The sequence below is a fragment of the Rhizobium sp. BK275 genome, from assembly GCF_014193555.1.
GTDB lineage: Bacteria > Pseudomonadota > Alphaproteobacteria > Rhizobiales > Rhizobiaceae > Rhizobium.
The window spans coordinates 75,231-94,971 of the sequence record NZ_JACHZL010000010.1 but is presented as its reverse complement, the minus strand read 5'-3'; the positions used below and the strand labels follow the sequence as shown (position 1 = coordinate 94,971).

15 protein-coding genes are annotated in these 19,741 nt (G+C 61.2%); 7 read left to right on the top strand and 8 right to left on the bottom strand.

The features are described 5' to 3' along the window. Window positions 1-219: 219 nt before the first annotated feature. Both FHT82_RS27455 and FHT82_RS27450 read right to left on the bottom strand, forming a co-directional pair. Window positions 220-825: a nucleotidyltransferase family protein gene (locus tag FHT82_RS27455; protein ID WP_183735867.1), complete on the bottom strand. Its 606-nt coding sequence runs from the start codon at window positions 823-825 to the stop codon at window positions 220-222. 118 nt (window positions 826-943) lie between these two features. After that, window positions 944-1,300: a hypothetical protein gene (locus FHT82_RS27450; RefSeq protein ID WP_183735866.1), complete on the bottom strand. Its 357-nt coding sequence runs from the start codon at window positions 1,298-1,300 to the stop codon at window positions 944-946. 97 nt (window positions 1,301-1,397) lie between these two features. On the opposite strand from FHT82_RS27450, the gene FHT82_RS27445 reads away from it, so the two are divergent. Then, complete coding sequence (locus FHT82_RS27445) at window positions 1,398-2,201, top strand: phosphodiester glycosidase family protein (RefSeq protein WP_183735865.1); 804 nt, start codon at window positions 1,398-1,400, stop codon at window positions 2,199-2,201. A 9-nt stretch (window positions 2,202-2,210) separates the two neighbouring features. On the opposite strand, the gene FHT82_RS27440 is transcribed toward FHT82_RS27445, so the two are convergent. Further along, a complete protein-coding gene (locus FHT82_RS27440; protein WP_183735864.1) occupies window positions 2,211-2,759 on the bottom strand; it encodes an isochorismatase family protein in 549 nt (182 codons plus the stop codon). Between the two features lie 233 nt (window positions 2,760-2,992). On the opposite strand from FHT82_RS27440, the gene FHT82_RS27435 reads away from it, so the two are divergent. From FHT82_RS27435 to FHT82_RS27415, 5 genes are all read left to right on the top strand, one after another. After that, window positions 2,993-4,615, top strand: a complete 1,623-nt coding sequence (locus FHT82_RS27435) for a GMC oxidoreductase (RefSeq protein WP_183735863.1) — start codon at window positions 2,993-2,995, stop codon at window positions 4,613-4,615. Window positions 4,616-4,827: 212 nt separating this feature from the next. Beyond that, entirely contained in the window at window positions 4,828-5,394 is a 567-nt protein-coding gene (locus FHT82_RS27430; protein ID WP_183735862.1) for a hypothetical protein, read from the top strand. A 510-nt stretch (window positions 5,395-5,904) separates the two neighbouring features. Then, complete coding sequence (locus FHT82_RS27425; protein WP_183735861.1) at window positions 5,905-6,894, top strand: DUF2332 domain-containing protein; 990 nt, start codon at window positions 5,905-5,907, stop codon at window positions 6,892-6,894. A gap of 306 nt (window positions 6,895-7,200) precedes the next feature. After that, a complete protein-coding gene (locus FHT82_RS27420; RefSeq protein WP_183735860.1) occupies window positions 7,201-7,839 on the top strand; it encodes a DUF1326 domain-containing protein in 639 nt (212 codons plus the stop codon). A gap of 66 nt (window positions 7,840-7,905) precedes the next feature. Then, window positions 7,906-8,715 (top strand): DUF2182 domain-containing protein, encoded by an 810-nt coding sequence (locus FHT82_RS27415; protein WP_183735859.1) that lies wholly within the window; start codon window positions 7,906-7,908, stop codon window positions 8,713-8,715. 48 nt (window positions 8,716-8,763) lie between these two features. Here FHT82_RS27415 and FHT82_RS27410 read toward each other — a convergent pair whose 3' ends face one another. Beyond that, window positions 8,764-9,774 carry a methyltransferase gene (locus FHT82_RS27410; RefSeq protein ID WP_183735858.1) on the bottom strand — a complete coding sequence of 337 codons (1,011 nt, stop codon included), beginning with the start codon at window positions 9,772-9,774 and terminating at the stop codon, window positions 8,764-8,766. Between the two features lie 297 nt (window positions 9,775-10,071). Here FHT82_RS27410 and FHT82_RS27405 point away from each other — a divergent pair, with 297 nt between their 5' ends. Then, window positions 10,072-11,784: an adenylate/guanylate cyclase domain-containing protein gene (locus tag FHT82_RS27405; RefSeq protein ID WP_183735857.1), complete on the top strand. Its 1,713-nt coding sequence runs from the start codon at window positions 10,072-10,074 to the stop codon at window positions 11,782-11,784. 33 nt (window positions 11,785-11,817) lie between these two features. Here the strand turns inward: FHT82_RS27405 and FHT82_RS27400 are convergent, their stop codons facing one another. The 4 genes from FHT82_RS27400 to FHT82_RS27385 all read right to left on the bottom strand — a co-directional run bounded on the left by FHT82_RS27400 (window position 11,818) and on the right by FHT82_RS27385 (window position 19,719). After that, window positions 11,818-15,528, bottom strand: a complete 3,711-nt coding sequence (locus FHT82_RS27400) for a poly-gamma-glutamate hydrolase family protein (RefSeq protein ID WP_183735856.1) — start codon at window positions 15,526-15,528, stop codon at window positions 11,818-11,820. 247 nt (window positions 15,529-15,775) lie between these two features. Next, window positions 15,776-17,233 (bottom strand): HlyD family type I secretion periplasmic adaptor subunit, encoded by a 1,458-nt coding sequence (locus FHT82_RS27395; protein ID WP_183735855.1) that lies wholly within the window; start codon window positions 17,231-17,233, stop codon window positions 15,776-15,778. Beyond that, on the bottom strand, window positions 17,230-19,374 hold the full coding sequence (locus FHT82_RS27390; RefSeq protein ID WP_183735854.1) for a peptidase domain-containing ABC transporter: 2,145 nt from the start codon (window positions 19,372-19,374) through the stop codon (window positions 17,230-17,232). Before FHT82_RS27390 ends, FHT82_RS27395 begins: the two co-directional genes overlap by 4 nt. Before the next feature lie 36 nt (window positions 19,375-19,410). Continuing rightward, window positions 19,411-19,719, bottom strand: a complete 309-nt coding sequence (locus tag FHT82_RS27385) for a hypothetical protein (protein ID WP_183735853.1) — start codon at window positions 19,717-19,719, stop codon at window positions 19,411-19,413. Between the last annotated feature and the right edge of the window lie 22 nt (window positions 19,720-19,741).

Sequence of the window (19,741 nt, the reverse complement as noted above, 5' to 3'; positions counted from 1 at the left end):
GTCAATTTGGCCCAGCTCCACAAGGCCGACTTCAGCCTAGCCGTCATCAGGGAAATCGCTACCCCCAATCGGGTGATATCCGGCGGGATTGTAACGATTTTCTTGAGAAATTTCCGTTTCCTTAGCCAGCCCGACGAGCACAGAGGCGGCGTACTATGGCGCCCGTCTCACTGAGAGTTAGAGCCAAGCGGGATCTTCGCGATAGACAGCCGGCGTGGATTATGTGCGAACGTCAGCGTCGTGGTGCGCTGCCGCCCCTGTTTGGCCATCAACAATCGTCAGCCACGGCCACCGCTGTAGATACTGGGTGCATTTGATCAGGTATAATTCAAGCTGAGGATTGAGAGAGTTCAGGCGCAGGATGCCATTCCACATGTCATCCAAGCCATCGGGAGCATAAAGGCTGTCGTCGCAAAGGCGAATACCAACCCTTGTGCAAAGGGTAAGATAACGGTCGATGCCATCCTCCGCCTTTTGTAGTGCTGGATATTCCGCTCCGAACTTGTCCTTGTACCAGAGGTGGACCCGCGCCTGGTTCTTGATCTCCACCTTCGCGGATAGATCGGCGACCGCCTGCTGCACTCGGCGAATGACGACGTCTTCCGCCTCCCATGACAGGTCGGAGTCATCGAAATAAAAGATGTCGTAGTCTTTTATCCCATACTGAGGATCATGACCGGACTTTAAATTCCAAACCGTCTGGACGAGGCAGCCGGCGGTTAGAATGCCTTGGGGGATCTGGAGGGCGCGCAGCCGGCTCAATAATTCAGCGTTTACAGGGTTACGGCGGACGAATTCGAAGAACTGCTGCTCCGTAAGCGACATAACTCCTCCTCTGTCTATCAGTCTCGTGAAACCGCCGTCGCAAAAAACCGGCGAAGCGACACCTGCTTTCCTGATTTCTGCGACATCGCGACGACTGATTCAATGACCTCGCTTCTGATCAGGCTCCATACACGGCAAGCCCGATGACCGCCGTGAGCAACAAGAGGCAGAAGCCGGCGATGGTACCGGCGAAGATGCCGGCGGCAAGGCTCGATTTCGGTGCGATCCAGACGGTGACCGCCGGCGGCCCGATCAGCAGGCAAAGCGCCTGCGCAGCGCCCGCAGGGCCGAACCGCATATCGAGCTGCGGCGCGGTTCCTATCACCACTTCGACCCACAGGACGATGCCTCCAAAAACGATGATACTTGCGATGCTGCCGAGCGCCCAGCCATAGGCTTTTCGCACGCGCCAGATCTCCCAAAGGGCGGGCGGTAGGGCCAATATCCAGGGCAGCAGGTCGGTCAGCGTGTGCATACGGCAAGCTTCGCAGGTAGACGTTAATTTGCTCCTCGCTCTCGCCTTCTTTCCCCGTCATCAGCTACGAGTGACGGGTTACGAGTCAGGAGATGCCATGCTTCGCACCATGTTCGCCTTTGCCCTGCTCCTTGCCGGTGCCCTCACCGCCAAAGCACAGGCTCCGGATGCAGACGCCACGCCGGCGCCGGCAGACCCCTGCGCGCGCCAAAACTTCGAAGGCGCCGACTATATCGTCTGCGGCGTCGATCCCGCCAAGGCGGATCTGCTCCTGTTCTGGAAGGATGCCGGCGGCAAGCCCTATCGCAGGTTTTCGGGCGTCGCCGATGCTGTCACCGGTGAAGGACATCGGCTCCTCTTTGCCATGAATGCTGGCATGTACCGCGAGGATTTTACGCCGATGGGGCTTTATGTCGAGGATGGCAAGGCGCTGATACCGGTCAACGTGGAGGCGCCGCCGAAGGTTTCCGGCCCGGTGCCGAACTTCTTCAAGCAGCCGAACGGCATCTTCTATCTCGATAAGGCCGGCGCCCATATCGTCCCGACCGAAGACTTCCTGAAGCAGAAACCGAACGTGCAGCTCGCCACGCAATCCGGCCCGATGCTGGTCATGTCAGGCAAGATCAACCCGATCTTCATACCAGGCTCGAGCGACCGCACGCGCCGCAACGGCGTCGGGCTCTCAGCCGACGGCACGCTGCGCTTCGTCATCAGCGAAGGCGACGTGAACTTCCACGATTTCGCAAGCTTCTTCCGCGACGGGCTGAAATGCCCCGACGCACTTTTCCTCGACGGCGGAAACGGCACCGGGCTCTACAATCCGGCGCTCAGCCGCAACGACACATCCTGGCACGGCGGCTACGGACCGATCTTCGCTCTGGTGGGCGAGAAGCGGGATTAGACGTCGAAGTCAAGCAGGCTGCATGGCCGTCAGCTGCCGCGTCTCGACCATCTCGGCGAAATCGGAGGCCAGATGCGCCATCGTCACGTCGAAGATCTCCCGTGCCGACAGATCGGCATCCGGCAGGTCGAAGCCGAGCACGGCGTCCTTGACGACGCTCATCTTGAAGCCGAGGTCGGAACCGGCGCGCACGGTGGTATTGACGCAGAAGCCGGCGACCGCTCCCGTCACGACCAGATGCGTGATCCCGACCTCGCGCAGATAGCCTTCGAGCTCGGTGGAGGCAAAGGCCGACGAGGTGGATTTGATGAAGACCGGCTCGTTCTCCCGCGCCACGGCGCAGGGCATCGGCCGGTATCCCGGCGCATGTTCGTTGAGCGCCGAGCTCTCGTCGGCCTCGCGATGGCGGATATGGATGACCGGCTTGCGGGCGGCGCGGAAGGCGGCGGCAAGGGCTGCGATATTATTCCCCGCCTCGCCGTTCACATGCGCGCGCCCGGCATCAAGCCGCTCCTGCATGACCATCTGCATATCGATGATGAGGAGTGCACTCGTCATGGTTCCCTGGTCCTTTTCCGCGCCCAAAGGGCTCTGACCAGAGCTCTAGCATTTGCCGCGGGCCAAGTCGCTGACAAAACGAGGGATTGGAGTCGAGAGGTCATCACTTCTGTGCCAGCTCCGCAAGCCTTCACGACATCACAACAACCGACGGCTGAATAACGCTAAAATTACATTACACGACACCGCAAAATACGGCTATGATCCCGCCATCATAGCCGGGGGGTGGTGAAATGATTTCGTCGCTTCAAAGCCTGCTTGCGGGGCGCGTCGACGTGTGCGTCGTCGGCTCCGGGCCTGTCGGTCTGGCGCTGGGCACGGCACTTGCCCGGTCGGGGCTTTCGGTCGCGCTCTTGGAGTCCGGCGGCAGGACGATCTCGGCAAAGACGAACCGGCTGGCGGCGGCGGCCTCCATCAGCACCGCCCATCATGCCGAAGCGAGCCTGACCATAAGGCGGGCGGTCGGCGGCACCTCGAAAGCCTGGGGCGGCCGGTGCGTGGAATTCGACGACAGCGATTTCGATGGCAGGCCGGTGCGCGGCGATGCGCGCTGGCCGATCGAACACAGCGCCTTCAGGGCCTATTACGACGATGCCCGCGCCTTTCTCGGCGCCGAGCTGCCCGCCGCCGGGAGGCCGGATCTACGAGATAATCTGCGAGATGATCCGGGCGGCGATTTCGAACCCTCGGTCGAAAGCTGGGCCAGCCAGCCGGATATGGCGAAGGCCCACGGGACGCTGATCGAGAGCTTGCCGAACCTGCATCTCGTCACCCAGGCCACCGTGATCGGCCTCGATCTCGACCGCGAAGGCGCCCGCATGAAACGGGCGCTCGTGTGGCATCGCGGCAAGCTGCATTCGCTGGGCGCCACGATCTTCGTGCTGGCCTGCGGCGGGCGGGAAAATGCCCGGCTGCTGCTGGCGGCGCAGGAGATCGCGCCGCGGCTCTTCGGCGGCCCGGAAGGCCCGCTCGGGCGCTATTACATGGGGCATCTGGCCGGCGAGATCGCCCGCATCCGCTTTGCCGACCGCTCCTTCATGGAAAAGCTGTTCTTCCGGCGCAACGGCACCGGCGCCTGGTTCCGCTCGCGGCTGATCCCGAGCTGCAGACTGCAGAAGGAGCATGAGCTGCTGAACAGCGTCTTCTGGCTGCGCAGCCCGCCGCTCGAGGAAGTCTATTCGACGGCGGGCGCCCGCGCGACGCTGAACATGATCAGGGCGATATCAGGCAGGCGCAGGATGCGCCGCATGTCCTTCAAGGCGAAGGCGCCGGATACCGCCTCGCTGTCCGATCTGGTCGCAAACCCCGTGGAGAGCTTCAACGCCGCCCTGCAGCTGACGACGGCGGCGCTGAAATCCGAGCGCCAGCCGAATTTCTTCGTGAAGAACGACGAACATCTCTATTGGCTCGCCTATCACGGCGAGCAGCTGCCGGCCGCCGCAAACCGCGTGCGGCTGAGCTCCGAGGTCGACGAAACCGGCCTGAAACGGCTGGCCGTCAGCTTCGACTTCGCCGAGGAAGACCTCGCCTCGCTGATCAGGAGCCACCATGCGCTGGCCAAATGGATCACCAGACGGCGGATCGGCACCGTCGAATGGCTCCACCCCGAGGAAACGCTCTCCGCCGCCGTCCGCCGCCAGGCGCTCGACGGCTACCACCAGATCGGCCTGACGAGAATGGGCGCCTCGCCCCGCACGAGCGTCGTCGACGGCAACTGCCGCTGCCACGACCTCACCAACCTCTATGTCGCCGGCAGCTCGGTGTTCCCGGTGTCCGGCCAGGCCAACCCGACGCTTCCGGCCGTGGCGCTGGCGCTGCGGCTGGCGGACCATTTGAAGGGGGAACTGCGGGGGTGAGGTGATGGTGTGCCGTGGGGCACCCCCCTGTCCGGCACGGCGGACCTGAGGGTTGAGACGTTGTTGGGGTATGTTTGAAGGGAGGCGGGGGGGGGGGCGGCTGAAAGTTATCAACTCGGCATACACCACCGAGAGGATACTCAAATGATCGACAAAATTTAAAATTGCGTGTAGTATTTCAGGGAAAACGTGTCCTATTGAGGGAGGATGAAATGGGATATCATTTGAGTTCTCTGGCATCACTGCCTATCGATGATGACGTTGATCTTTATATATTCATAGTAGGAAACGGAATTCGTTCCAGGCAACAGGAGGAACTTCGAGGAAATTTTCTCAACATTGCGCGAGAAATTGGTCAAGACGCCGTTATCGTCGATGGATTTGACGAAAATCTATTTTCTAAAGAAGTAATATCAAGGTATTTTGGTGAGAACCAAGAGGGTCTCGAGGACTTGTTTCCGGCGCTGGTTCTGACAGACACCCATCCTGATCATCTACATTTGGAGAGTTTTAAAATCATCATATCTCTCCGTCGCGCGGAGCAGAAATACGGAGATCTCGCCGCTTTCTTCAGTGCCTTGGTGAGGTTTGCCCAAGGTCGAAATCCGGATTTTCTAAGAGATGTCGGCAGAGAGGAGAGCGACGTGGCAACGCTCTTAGAGAGGGCCAACAGAATATTCATGCTTCAACCTAATTTCATCGGCATTGGAGTAAATATCAACGCCGCAATCGAGATCTGGCTTAATCGGATGCGCGGTGTCAGGGTGGGTAACGGTTAAACCTGTGGGGGTATTGCCGCTTTTCGGAAGCCGCGAAGGCTTACTTTAGGCGGTTCGGCCCTCCTCCCCACCCTCATCCCTGTGCTTGTCACAGGGATCCAGCCTGCCCAAGTCCTTGGGCAGGAGAGACTTTTTCGCTTGTGACGTGTGAGAGTCATTCACCGCGCGGACGCGCGGTGGCTGGATTCCTGTGACAAGCACAGGAATGAGGGAGGTTGAGGTGGCGCCTCGTTCCTCCCCTCAGCTTCGGAGATCTGGAAAGCGACTGCGGCAGATTTTGTCTTCCCACCGGATGGGCAACTCGAGGCCTCGGGTTTTCATCAGCAGATTTTCAGGTCGGCGCGAACATCGTCACGTGACCCATATCAGGCTGTCGAATAGCCAGGCTGTCAGGTCGGCATCCGATTGGTCCTTGGTCATTCGACCACCGCGTATCGGTAGTCCATTGACTGCCATCCGATCCTGATATCCTGTATTGTGGCCAGACGTCGAAATCGGGGATCAGCTGATATGGACGAGGAAGGCTTGGCTGAGATCTCGGCCCGGTATGTTCACTTCGCCGATACGGAAGCCCACGGCCGTTCGCCGCTCTACGAGGCGTTGGCGCGCGCGGTTGCCGGGGACCGGGAGACACTCGGCTTCCTGTCGACCCTCCCCGATATGAAAAGGCAACCGAACCTTCTGCTTGCGGCGGTGCGTCACCTGTTCGGCACGCCGACGGGCTGGGCCGAGTTCCGCCAGGCACTGCTGGCCCATCCCGACGCTGTCCGTTCGCTGATGCTCGAGCGTTCGACACAAACCAACGAACCGGGACGGTGCGCCTCGCTGCTCCCTGTCCTCGCGCGATTGCCGCAGCCGCTGGCGCTCCTCGAGGTCGGCACCTCCGCAGGGCTCTGCCTCCTGCCCGATCTCTATGGTTACGATTACGGCGACAAGGCGATCCGCGCCCCCGTGATGGGCTCAGAGCCGCCAGTCTTGCGTTGCTCCGCCAGTAAGACGACCCCATTGCCGACGGCCGCACCACGCGTCGTCTGGCGAGCGGGGTTGGACCTCAGTCCAATCGATGCTTCGGATCCTGCGCAGGTCGCATGGCTTGAGACACTGGTCTGGCCGGAGCAGACGGAACGGCTTGCCAATCTGCAGGCGGCCGTCAAGATCGCCGCCACGGTCAAACCACGGATCGTGAAGGGTGACCTGCGCGGGAGCGAGTTCGCCCGGCTCTGCTGGCAAGCGCCTAAGGACGCCACCCTTGTCGTCTTTCACACGGCTGTCCTCGACTACATCTCCGACCCCGCAGACAGGGAGGCTTTCGCCGAGCAGGCGATGCGGCTCGCGCCCTATTGGGTATCGAACGAGTTCCCCCGCGCATTCCCATCCATCGCCGCGCGCGCAGGAACGAGCTGGCCACCCGGGCGCTTCCTCCTGTCCGTGAACCGCTCTCCTGTCGCCTGGACCGACCCGCATGGAGCTTCGCTCGCATGGATCGCGGACGAGGCTTAAGGGACTGGCCGATGCAGAGCGTCGCCAGAGATGATGTCCATGGAGCGTCCAGAGCGCCATCCGCCGACGATCGCTGAATGCCTGGAAAAGTACGGCTCCGAGATCCCGATTGAAGACGGGCGCGACGGTGAAGCGGACAAAGCGATCCAGTCAACCGGATCGTTTTACTCATACGGAACGGGCGGCAGCATCACGGGAGAGATATGTGGCCGGGCGGCCGGTCTATCAGCGAACGACAGACGTACTACTGGATTGTGACCCGGCATCGACGTATAATCCGGTGTTGAATTTCCGGGAGGGACAGCCATGAATGCAGTACCTCAATGGCGGCTCGCAGGCGACTGGTTCGACATCTGCAGCTGCGACATTCCCTGTCCTTGCGAGTTCGCACAACGGCCAACAGGCAATCATTGCCAGGGCGTGCTCGCCTGGCATGTGCGCGAGGGTCAATATGGCGGCGTGAAGCTGGACGGTCTGACGCTCGTGGCGCTCGGCGAGTTCGAAGGCAACCTCTGGGCTGGAGAGGCCAAGGCCGTGATGGGCATGTACATCGACGAGAAGGCGGACGAGCGGCAGCGCGAAGCCCTGCAGGCGATCTTCGGCGGCCAGGCCGGCGGCTGGCCGGCGGGGTTTGCGGCCAATATCGGCGAGATGCGTGGCATGGAATTCGTGCCGATCACTTTTGAGGTAGCGGGAGACCTCGCCACCTGGCGGGTCGAAATTCCCGGCCGCGTCGTCGGGCGCGCAGAAGCGCTTTCCGGCCCAACGACACCACCCGGAAAGCGGGTGCAGACGATCAACCCGCCGGGCTCGGAGGTTGGCCCGGGCCAGGTTGCCACCTGGGGGCGCTCCGTAGAAGTGAGCACCAAAGGCTTCGGGTTCGACTGGACGGGCACGGCCCGCTCGAGCAAGCACATCCCGTTCGACTGGACCGGCCCGAACTAGGGCGGCGTTCCGTTGCCTGGCGCGTTCCCAAGGAAATCGTGGCGTTTCACCCGGAATCTTCGTGGCATGCCGCTGTATCTCCTTGCATCGCTCGCTGTGCTGACAGCGGCGGCATGGGCGCTCACCCTCTACCAGACCTTCAGCATGGACATGCCCATGGGCATCACCGTGCGCGGCGGGATGGAGGGTATGGAAGGCATGGCCGGCATGGCTATGGCCGGAATTGCTACCGCCGGCTGGTCAGTTGCCGGCGCCGTCACCTTTGTGGCGGTGTGGACTGTGATGATGGCGGCTATGATGCTGCCGGCCGCCGCACCCATGATCTTCATGTTCGCGGCGGCACAGGCGAGACGCGAACAGCACGTGGCCATCCCGACATGGATCTTCGTCGCTGGCTACATGCTCGTCTGGGCGGCGGCAGGCCTTCTCGTCTATCTCCTGGTTCAGTTCGGCAGCGAGTTTGCAGCGAGCCTCGATCCGCCTCAGCGGTCGACATGGGCACCGCTCGCGCTCGGTGCCACTCTCGGCGTAGCCGGGCTCTACCAGTTCACGAGCCTCAAGCACATTTGCCTGAGCCATTGCCGTTCGCCGCTCGCTTTCGTTGCGCAGCACTGGCGCGATGGCCGGGTTGGCGCCCTTGAGATGGGGCTGCGCCACGGCGTCTATTGTTTCGGGTGCTGCTGGGCGCTGTTTGCCGTGCTGGTCGCGGCCGGCGTCATGAGCGTCGCCTGGATGCTGCTTCTGACGCTGGTCATTTTCGTCGAGAAGCTGCTGCCGCGTGGCCGCCGCTTCGAAGGTGCTTTGGGCATTGCGCTGATAGGTCTCGGGATCCTTGTATCGCTCGGGACGATTGAGATGCCTTGGATGAGCCGTTAAGGGCGCTCCCCCGCGGCAAGGCTCGCCATCACCGCCCGGGGCCAGCCATCACGGCTTGTACCCGATCACCATCGAATCCGGCCCCACCAAAGGCTCGACGCGTGTGGACACGAAGCCTGCCTCGCGCATCCATGCCTGACAGTCGGCACCGGAATAATCGAATCCGCCGGGGGTTTCGATCAGCATGTTCAGGCTCATCAGCAGCCCGAAGGCGTTCTCGCGGCGCTCATCATCGATGATGGCGTCATAGGCGATCACGGCCCCGCCTTTCGGCAGCGCGGCGAAGGCTTTTTCCAGCAGCAGCTTCTTCTCGGCGAGATTCCAGTCGTGCAGGATATGTCCCATCACGATCACATCCACGTCAGGCAACGGATCCTCGAAGAAGTTGCCGCCCTGAAAGCGGATACGGTCGGCAAGGCCCTGCTCTGCAACGAACGCCTCGAATATCGGCTGGGCGGCGGGCAGATCGAAGCCGATCGCCTTGAGGTGAGGATGCGCCCGCGCGATCACCACCGGCACCATGCCCTGTGCCGCGCCGATATCGGCGAATGTCGCGTATTTCGACCAATCGAACCTGGCTGCGATGACCTGCGCCGCCCCGGCGCTGAGGCCGCTCATGGCCTCGAGGAAGCTTCGCAACCGTTCCGGTTCCGCATAGAGTGCGGCGAAGAAGTCCCTCTTATGCTTGCTTTCATTCTGCATTTCCCCCGTCCGCAGGGCTTCGGTGAGCGACCCCCAGAAGCCGTAGAGCCGGGCATTGGCCATTTCCAGGATGCCGCCGACATAGGACGGCTTGGCCCGGTCGAGGAAACGGTCGGTATCCGGGCAATTGCGATAGATGCCGTCCTCGCGTTCGAGCAGCTTCAGGGCAACCAGGGCATCGAGGAAATCGCGGGCCGAGCGGGGATGCAGTCCGAGCCTCGCCTGCAATGCCGGCAGATCGGCCGGGCGTGCGGCGAGCTCGGTGAAGACACCGAGTTCGATAGCGCTCAGCATTGTCTTGGAGGCCCAGAAACCCATGCCGATCTTCATGATGTTGTCAGGTGTCAATGCGTCCATCGCTCATCTCCTCTTGGATCTGTGCCGCTGAACCGGCAGTCTGGAGTGGTGCTGAAACGAAACGCTCCGAGAATGCTCCTGCTCCGCGATTGTGCAAGCAAGATAGAGCGCTTTTCCCTATGATGGAGTCGGATGGCTGCCGGCAGGCTTCGCTTTGGGCAGCCGCGCCCACCCCCGAATTCATCCCTGTCCTGGGCTCGATGGAGGCGGAGATCGCCTCGACTATCTCCTACCACTTGTTGACTCACCCGTGGTTGAACAATAACTTGCTAATTTGGTCATCAGGCTCGTCCTCACATGACGGATCAATCTCTTCAGCGTCGCCTTGCCGCCATCGTCGTTGCCGATGTGGTGGGATATTCGCGCCTGATGGAGGCAGATGAAGTCGCAACGCTGGAGAACCTCAGGGAGCTCCGTTCCGGCATCATCGAGCCGGCTGTGAGGCGTCACAAAGGCCGCATCTTCAAGGTCATGGGCGACGGATTCCTGATCGAATTCGGCAGCGCGGTGGAAGCGGTCGCGGCAGCGTTGGAAATGCAACGGGCCACCGCTGCTGTCGAGGCTTCCGCAGACCAGCGCCTGCTTTTGCGTATAGGCGTCAATCTGGGAGATGTCATTGACGAGGGTTCAGACGTCCTCGGCGACGGGGTCAATGTCGCGGCGCGCCTCGAGAGACAGGCCGCGCCGGGAGGCATCTGCATTTCAGGCGGCGTTCACGGCGAGATCCTCGACAAGATCGACGACCGGTTCTTCGATGCAGGCGAACGCTACCTGAAGAACCTGACCCGCCCGGTCCACGTGTGGCATTGGCCGGATGCGCTGCCGAGCATATTGCCGCTGCCGGAAAATCCCTCGATCGCTGTCTTGCCGTTCACGAATATGGGTGGGAATGAAGCGGACGAGCCTTTCGTCGACGGCTTGACTGAAGACCTGATCACCGACCTTTCCCGCACGGCTGGCCTGTTCGTCATCGCGCGCAATTCCGTCTACGGCTACAAGGGCAAGCCGGTCGATGTACGCCTCGTCGCCCAGGAGCTCGGCGTCCGCTACGTACTCGAAGGGAGCGCCAGACGCGCAATGGGCCGTGTCCGCATCAATGCCCAATTGGTCGATGCGCTTGGCGGCGGGCACTTGTGGGCCGAGAGGTTCGACCGGACGGTGGAAGATGTTTTCGAATTGCAGGACGAGGTCAACGCCAAGATTGTCGAAGCCCTCGTCGGCCGGCTGACCATCCCGCCGCCGCGCAATCGGCCGAAGAACTTTGAGGCCTACGACCTGTGTGTGCGCGCCCGTCTGCTGACGGAAGAGTCGCCGCAAACCGAGCGTGAGGCCTATATGCTGCTCCAGCGCGCGGTCAAGCTCGAGCCATCCTATGCCGAGGCGCTTGGCCTGCTCGCCTATAACCGCTGGCTGGCCTGGACCCATTTCGGAGAGCCCGAAGATCCCAACCGCCAGATGGCGGTGACATCAGCGCAGAAGGCGGTCGACCTCGATCCCAACGATGCCGGCTGCCGTTACGTTCTGGGGACCATCCTGGCTTACGAGCGGCGATGGGAGGAATCCGAGGCCGCCTTCGCCAAGGCCCTGGAGCTGGACCCCAACCACGCCGACACCTGGGCCGCCATGTCGGATATTTCCGTGCTGGACGGCAGGGTTGCCGACGGACTGGCGCAGATCAAAAAAGCCCTGCGACTCAATCCCCGTCCAGCCTGCTGGTATCTTTGTCATCTCGGGCAGGCGCAATACGCCGCGCGCGACTATGAGGCCGCAGCCGCCACACTGCGCAGGGAAGACACGTATCGTACCAACTCCCGCAAATTCCTGGCTGCCACGCTTGCGCAGATGGGCCACCAGGAGGAGGCGCGGCGAGAAGCAGAACTCTTCCTGATCGCCCACCCTCATTTCACGATCGCCCATTGGCTCGGCTCCCAGCCGCTGCGCGATGCATCTGTGCGAGACCACTTTGTGGACGGTTTTAGGAAGGCCGGCCTGCCGGAGGCCGGAGGATAAGGAGCCGGTTTGCAGACAATTACCCTGCTCGGGTTACTTAGTCTGCACTATGGCAGACTGAACTGCACCGGCAAAATTCACTAGCTTCTGAGTGTCGGCAATCAACGCATCCCGAAGTGTCCTTGGAATTTCAAGTTGCCCCCCAGCTCCGCGCTTGCCCCGGTTACAAATGTTGTCTGGCTCTTCGCCTGGAAGGCGATGTCCCGTGGTGCGAACGCGAAACCCCGCACCCTGCAGATTCTTGGCGACAGCATCGCGCAACTGGTGATCGAGACCACCGAGCCAGACGGTCTCTGTATCTCCCTCGTCCTTTCGACCGTGCACGGTGACCACGACGTCGGCTGCCGCTGCTAGGCGCAGACCTTCCGGCTCATCGAACAGATGCGATTCAATGTGGAGATCGGAGTGAGGACGGTCTGGTTTCAACCCTTCGAAGCAGTAGAGCGAAAGGTCATTGCCTGCGATCGCTACGGCGATCTCGGAGGTGCCAGGTTCGATCGTTCCACCATGAGGGGCGGCTATAAGGACGGGTGACGGCTTCTCGGTGAAGAATTTTCTGTAGTCGACGCCTTCCGTCTCGCCGGCGGCAAGGGCCGAATAGGATTTGTACTTGTCTGACGTTTCTCCCGGTTTTGTCGATCGCGCGGTCGCTCCAGATGAATCGGCGGATGCGGTCTGATTTCTGGATATTCCGCTCGCACCGTCGTCTTCGCCGCCGGCCCCATCGTCGTCTTCGTCCACGTCTTCATGTTCATAGTCCCTGTTGCGCATCTCCTTTTCGGTCTCGGCGCTGCGGTGCTCCGATGCGATCCGAAGGTTGAGTTCTGCGATGTGTTTCTCCGCAAACGCCTTAACCAAAGGGCGTTCATCCGACAGCCACTCCGTCAGCGAGTCTCTCCTGGTTCGCCACGCTTCGGCGAAGCCCAACTCGCCCCGCACCACACCGGTGCTATCGATCGCGGCTCGAACCTCGCTTAGTTTTCGAGCGTCCCCTGGGAAGCGCGACACTATCTCCTTCAAGACGGCATGGGTCGAGATCTCGCCGTGATAATTTCGCAGGATCGCAAGGGCGAAATCCGCCTCCGTATCGCCGCCCGCCTTTACCAGCCCTGCGAGCGCAGCAGCGAACTCCGGCGTGCAATGAGGGAATACGTTGCTTAGGAGGCGACCTCCGCGGAATTGAAAAAGTCTCCGATCGCCTGAGAACCAGGACAGCCCCTTGCTAATTGCAAGCTGAGGGTCCTTTGCGAGCACTTTTCCCAGACTGCGGAGACGGAATGGCACTGCCTCGAACCGACCTTCATCCCTGTCTTCGTCAAAATTCTTGGCTAGGCGAGCACCGAAATAGTCCCAGATCGCTTCAGGCTGGCGTTCGGCCAGCCGACCCAGAATGCCCTCTACCTGGTAGTTCACCTGGCGGACATGGCCCAAGTTCTCTAGGATTTGTGCCGTCCTTTCAGGAGTCAGTTCCTCATAGAGCTTTCCGCCCTTCTCCAGGAACCATGCTTCTGAGACCCACCGCACATCTTTGCGGTCGTTCAAAAATGCCAGCGCGTCGCGCAAGAAGCTGTCGGGGTCTGTGATCTGCTCCGCGTCAAAGTGCTCCAAGGCAAATAATAGGCATTCGCTGACCGCTGCTGAGTCCGCAATGTCAATGGCGCGCTTCAACAGGCGGTGCGCGAAATCCGGTTGCTTAACGTCCGAATATCGAAGATGGCGCGCTATGCCTGACAAATGCTTAGCGGACACCAGTTCGCGTTCCAAAATTGCTTCATAGATGTCGTTCCGGCCACTCCGAGATAGCCCATTGAGGAAGCCGGGAAGAAACCGGCAGAGATCATCGGAGGCCCTCGCCAAAAACCTCTCCGCCACCTCGGGCCTGCGCTCTGCAAGATTGCTGAGGAAATTCACGAAAACAGCAAAGGTCGCCAGATCGCTTGACTTGGTTTCCGCACAGCGCGCTATCAGGTCGTACCACTGGCTCTCGTTTGCGTCGTTGATAGTGGCGAGATAGCTGTCCGCTTCCTTCTTCCGATACTCGTCAGCCCTCTGATAGTCGAATTCCTCATCGGTCCAATGTTCGGAATAGACGGATTCGAATCCAACCAAAACTTTATATTGGCGAAAGCGTTCGTCTGTATTAATCGCGTCGCGGAACTTCAAGATAGCGGCAATGAGTGCGGCAGCTTCCGTCTGACAATTAAATCGATTATCTGGGTCATCTGCCAACGTTCTCGTGCGCCGGTAGTCATAAAGAAATTGATGCTCGAGGTGTTGGAGCAGCTCGTAGCTTTCGGATTTGGCCTGTGCTGTCACGAATTCGACAATACGTGTTGCGTCCCGAAGAGTGATGCTCAGGAACTCATTCGAGTACTGCACCTGGTTGGGAGTTCGTGTGGCAGCGTCCAGCGCTGCGAGAACTGCTCTCTTCTGCGTATCGTCATTGGATCGCTCGTAGGCCGCAAAGAGAGCCGTCATTGCCTTCTCGCGAACCTGCTGCAACTGATCCGACACTGGCACAGCCCCGGTGCTTAGGACGACGGAATCTGCCTTCCACTCGGCACCTGTAATGTCGGATTGGATTGCCTCGGTCCATACAGCGAGCACGATGGGCCGAATGCTATCCAACTCGATGCTACTCATCCCGGCAAGATAATCTACCAGCGCCATCTGGAGCATCGGTCCTACCTGCCGATAGGCATCGACGTTGTATTCGGACAGGTGCTTGACCGCGTTTACAATCGTCTGCCGAATGTCTTCCTCTGCCTCATCCCGGTAAATATCGATAAGCAGCTGTAGTGTTCCGACCACGTCTGCGTAACGCAGGCGCTCTATTATCTCCAGGACAAGCGTTGTCACCGCGTCGGCTTTGAACCCCTCCATTTTGCCATAGGTCGTGTCTATCGGAACGGGCTCGGTTGCACGTGCAGCTTTCACTGCCCGAAGGAGAGGCCCCCTCAGCCCTTCGTAGGCGGCCGAGAGGTCGTCATAATTTGGAATCGAGTAATCCTTCAGGCCGGAAAGAACCTCGTAGCGCTCGTTATTATTCTGTGCGCCGTCCAGCAGCGTTGCGATGTCCTTATCGAAGAGGCTTTTGCCTTGAAGAAGCCGCTCATACTCCTGCTGCGCCTTTTGAATCTCAAAGCCAGCCGGGATCAGGTACTTGTCCATGATCCGCTCAAATCGGCGAGCAATTGCTTTCATCCCTTTCTCGCCGTAGCCGTCCCCTAGCTTGTCCTTATAGAGAATGTCGTGTGACGTTTCGGACCAGGCGTGGTTTAGAATGGTCTGTACCTGAATCTCACAACGCAGCCCGGCGAACCTCGCGTATTCCGGAAGGCGTACACGTTCCTCGCGAAGCCTCACCGTGTAGTGAACGGCGCGGTATTGGGCTTCCTTATTTTCAGGCACGGGATGATGAATTTTGGTTGAGTCCTCCTCTATTTCAAAGTTCTCGTGGATCAGCGATGACGCCAAGAAGCGATCAACATCGTTGTTGGTATAGAAGATGAGCCGCACGCCAGCGAGATCGCGCCGGTCAAGCTCAAGCGTCTGAGTATCCAGTTTGTCCGCCTCGACTAGACGCCGACGCAAGCTACTCACCTCTTTTGCGCGGCACTGAACCGATTGAGGACGTGGCTGGCCTTTGTCGGCGCGCAGCGCGTTTTCTAAGATGAACCGAACTGTTTGTGCGAAGTCGGCGTACGTGGAATAGTACGTCTTCTCATAGTCTTCGATATTCATCGCGCCGACGACCTCAACCGCGTATAAGTGAATAACGGAGCTGTACCTAACCAGATTCCTTTAGCAATCGTAGTGCAAAAACGAGGCCCAAAAGCCCGCTTGCGTTCGAAACTGGCTTTACGTGCCGGCGAGTTCACTTTGGGTGCCCAAAAAAACAGGTCTGGGGGCAGCGCCGCAAACCGCAGCACCGCCCCCATCCCATGGCGCGTGCAGGAGGCCCCTCGCCTACACCTCGCCGGCGGACCCCTCAGTTCGGTTCGCGGATCGCATCATCCAGCCCGCGTATGAGCGGATAGAGGAAATACGAGATCACCGTCCGTTGCCCCACCTTGATTTCCGTCGACACGGTCATGCCCGGCAGCAGCCGAACCGGCACGTCCGAGGCGTTCAGCCTTGTATCCGCAAGCAGGATGCGAGCCTTGAAGAAGGGTGCGGCCGGCTGGCTGGGCGTGGCGGTTTGTTCCGGCTGCTGGCCGGTCATGAACGTGTCCTGGCTGATGGTGCGTACCTCGCCAGATGCGGTGCCGTATTTCTGGAAGGGATAGGCGTCGAGCTTGATGCGGGCTTCCTTGCCGACGGCGATGCGGCCGATGTCGCGGGTGTTGATCGAGACTTCCGCTTCGAGCGGCACGTTGATCGGCACCAGCGTGACGATCGGTTCGGCCTCGCGCACGACCGAGCCGATGGAACGCTGGGCGAGATCGAGCACGACGGCATCGGCGGGTGCGGTCAGCGACACCATGTTGCGGCGCAACTCCATCTTCTTCAGCTCTTCATCCGCCATGTCGCGCTGGCCGCGCAGCTCCACCAACTGCTCCATCGCGGCGCGGCGGAAATCCTCGATGAAGGCCTGGCGGTCGGCGCGCAGCTTGGCATAGGCGTGTGCCGCCTCGTCGGCCTTGCCGCGAACGGCGGTCAGATCGGATTCCACGTCGAGGCGGGCGTCGCGCGAGCCGAGCATGGTGATCAGCGAACCGCTCTGCTTGTCGTAGAGCCGCGTGCGTGCGCCCTCGATCTGCGAGAGCGTGTCGCGCCGGTCGACGAGCACGGCCTCCTGGTTCTTGGCCGCGGCAAGGGCTGCCGACTGGCCGGCGATCTGCTGGTCGAAATTCTGCAGCTGCGCCGTGTAGAAGGCATGCCGCTGGCCGAAAAGCTGCACCTGCAGCATCTCGTCAGGCGTCTTGCCGGCCATGGCGGTATAATCGTCGCCGGCAAGCTCCGCCTCGATGCGCTTCACCTGCGCGTCGAGCGCCGAGAATTTCGCCTGCTGCTGGTCGACATCGGCCTGGCTGAAGGTGGCGTCGAGGGTCGCCAGCGTCTGGCCGGCATGCACCACCTCGCCGGCCTTCACGTCGATCGTGCGGATGATCGAGGTTTCGAGCGGCTGGACGACGATGGTCGGCTGGGTGGTGACGAGCTTGCCGGGCGCAATCACCACCTCGTCGATCTCGGAGACGGAGGCCCAGGTGATGGTGGCGGCAAGCAGCGCCGTCACGCAATAGAGCGTCATGCGCGCCACGCGCGGCGGCGCGCGTTCCTCCAGCTCGACGGCGTCGGACTGGAATTCGGCAATCGCCGGCGGCAGCGGCGGGCGGGCGACGAGCTGCTTTCCCTTTTCCTGGCCTTTCCCCGGCCCCTTGTCCGATGGCCCCTTGCCTGAGGGAACCGGCATGTTTTCGTCGGATTTTCTGACATGCGCGTTCATGCGACCTGCCTCATCTGCTGTGCCCAGAGATGGCGGTAGGTCATGCAGCGCGACACGAGCTGGTCGTGCCGGCCGATATCGGCGACCTTGCCGCGATCGATGACGAGAATGGCATCGGCATCGACGAGCGTCGAAAGCCGGTGCGAGACGATGATGACGGTGCGCCCGGCGGCGATGCGGCTCAGGTTCTCGCGGATGATCGCCTCGCTGTCGGGATCGAGCGCGCTTGTGGCCTCATCGAAGATCAGAAGCTTCGGATCGGTGATCAGCGCCCGCGCGATTGCCAACCGCTGCTTCTGGCCGCCGGAGAGGTTGGCGGCATTCTCCTCCAGCATCGTGTCGAAGCCGCGCGGCAGCCGCTCGATGAATTCTTCCGCCCCGGCGATGCGGGCGACCTGCATGATCTCCTCGATGCTGGCATCGGGCCTGGCGGCCGCGATATTGTCGCGCACCGAGCCGCGGAACAGGAAATTATCCTGCAGCACGACGCCGATGCTGGTGCGCAGATGCACGAGGTCGATCTCGCGGCTGTCGTAACCGTCCATGCGCACCAGCCCCTCCTGGCTCTGGTAGAGCCCCTGGATGAGCCGGGTGATCGTCGTCTTGCCCGAACCGCTCTTGCCGACCACGCCGAAGACCGAGCCCGCCGGAATGGCGAAGGAGACATTGTCGAGCGCCGGCGCAGCATCGGGCGCATAGCGGAAGCTGACCCGGTCGAATTCGATGCGGCCATGCAGATGCGGCCGCACCCCGCGCCCGCGGCCTGCCTGTTCCGGCCGCTGGTTCATGATCTCGCCGAGCATGCGCACGGAAAGCGCCACTTCCTGATATTCATGCACCATGGTGACGATCTGCACGAGCGGCCCGGAGACGCGGCCGGCGAGCATGTTGAAGGCGACCAGCGCGCCGATCGTCATCGTGCCCGAGAACACGTCGAGCGCGCCGAGCCCGATGATCGCAACGCTCATCAGCTTCTCCAGCAGCCCGGTCATCGCCTGGGCGATGGTCGAGATCTTCTCGACGCGGAAACGCACGGAGATCGACTGCGCCGAATAATCGTCCCACACCTTGCGCTGGCGCGGCTCCAGCGCCAGCGATTTGACGGTGCGCATGCCGTGCACGGTTTCCACGAGCAGCGCCTGCCGGTCGCCTTCCGCCTGGTAGAGCGCCTGCAGGCGGCGCTGGAACGGCCCGACGAGCAGCATCACCACGAGCCCGACAAGGGCTGCGAAGCCGAGCACCACGAGCGTCAGCTTGACGCTGTAGAGAAGCAGGATCGGCACGAAGACCAGGAGCGACACGCCGTCCAGCAATGTCAGAAACAGCCGCCCGGTCAGGAATTCGCGGATGCGGCCCGTCTGCTGCATATGCTTGACGAGAACGCCGGCCGAGGCCTGCTCGAAAAGCGCGATCGGCAGGTTGAGCAGGTGGCCGAAAGTGCGCGTCGCCACCCGGATGTCGATCCTGTTGGTGGCGTAGAGCAGCAGGTAGCGGCGCAGGAAGGTGAAGGTCGCGTCGAAGACGAGCGCGATCGCGATACCCGCCGTCAGAACCGTCAGCGTCGCATAGCTCTGATGCACGAGCACCTTGTCGATGACGAGCTGAAAGAAGATCGGCGTCGTCAGCCCGAGGCCGTAGAGCACGAAGGCGGCGAGCGCGACATCGCGGAAGAAGCTGCGCTGCTTGATGATCTCGGGGATGAACCAGCGGAAGCCGAAGGGCCGATCCTCATCGGACATGCGATAGTTGCGCTTCAGCAGCACCACCGATCCGAGCCAGGCCTTGGCGAACTGCTCTTCGCTCAGATCAATGACTTCGGCGCGGCTGGCGAGCGGGTCGAGAACGCGGATCCTCTCCTCCTCGCCCTCCCCGACGGCACCGGCGATGACCACCCAGTTGCCGTTCGAAAGTTCCGCAAGCACCGGAAAGGCCTCGCCGAGCTGGAACAGGCTTCGCCAGGTGAGATCGAGATGCCTGGCCCTCAGGCCGGCATCCTTGGCCATGCGCAAGAGCTGCCGCACGGCAACCGGATCGCTGCCGACGGCATAATCGTGCTGCAGTCGCTCAGGAGAAAGATCGACGCCGTGATGACGTGCGACGAGCGCAAGACAATGCAGGTTCGTATGCAGAAATTCACTCATGGCCCACCCGAAACAAAAGAGACCGAGGTACCGCTATCAGTTGAAGTTCGGCGAAGCGTTCGAAGTACCGCCCTGCGCCGCCTGGATATCGGCGGCCGCGGCAGCCGACATGTCGCCGATGCGGCGAACGGCACCTGCCTCGACCAGCCCGCCGAGCGCCTTCTGCATGAGATCGACCGCATTGGCGAAGGCATCGACCGGCATGACGATGCGCTGGCGGAAGACCGGCTTCGGATTGTTGTTGGCATCGCGGTCGGTGGCCGACAGCGACATCAGGTCGATGCGCACGATCGTTCCCGTGATGGTGATTTCGCCGATGCCGTCTGCATAAAGTTCGCTGCTCATTGTTCTTCTCCTCTGGTTGATA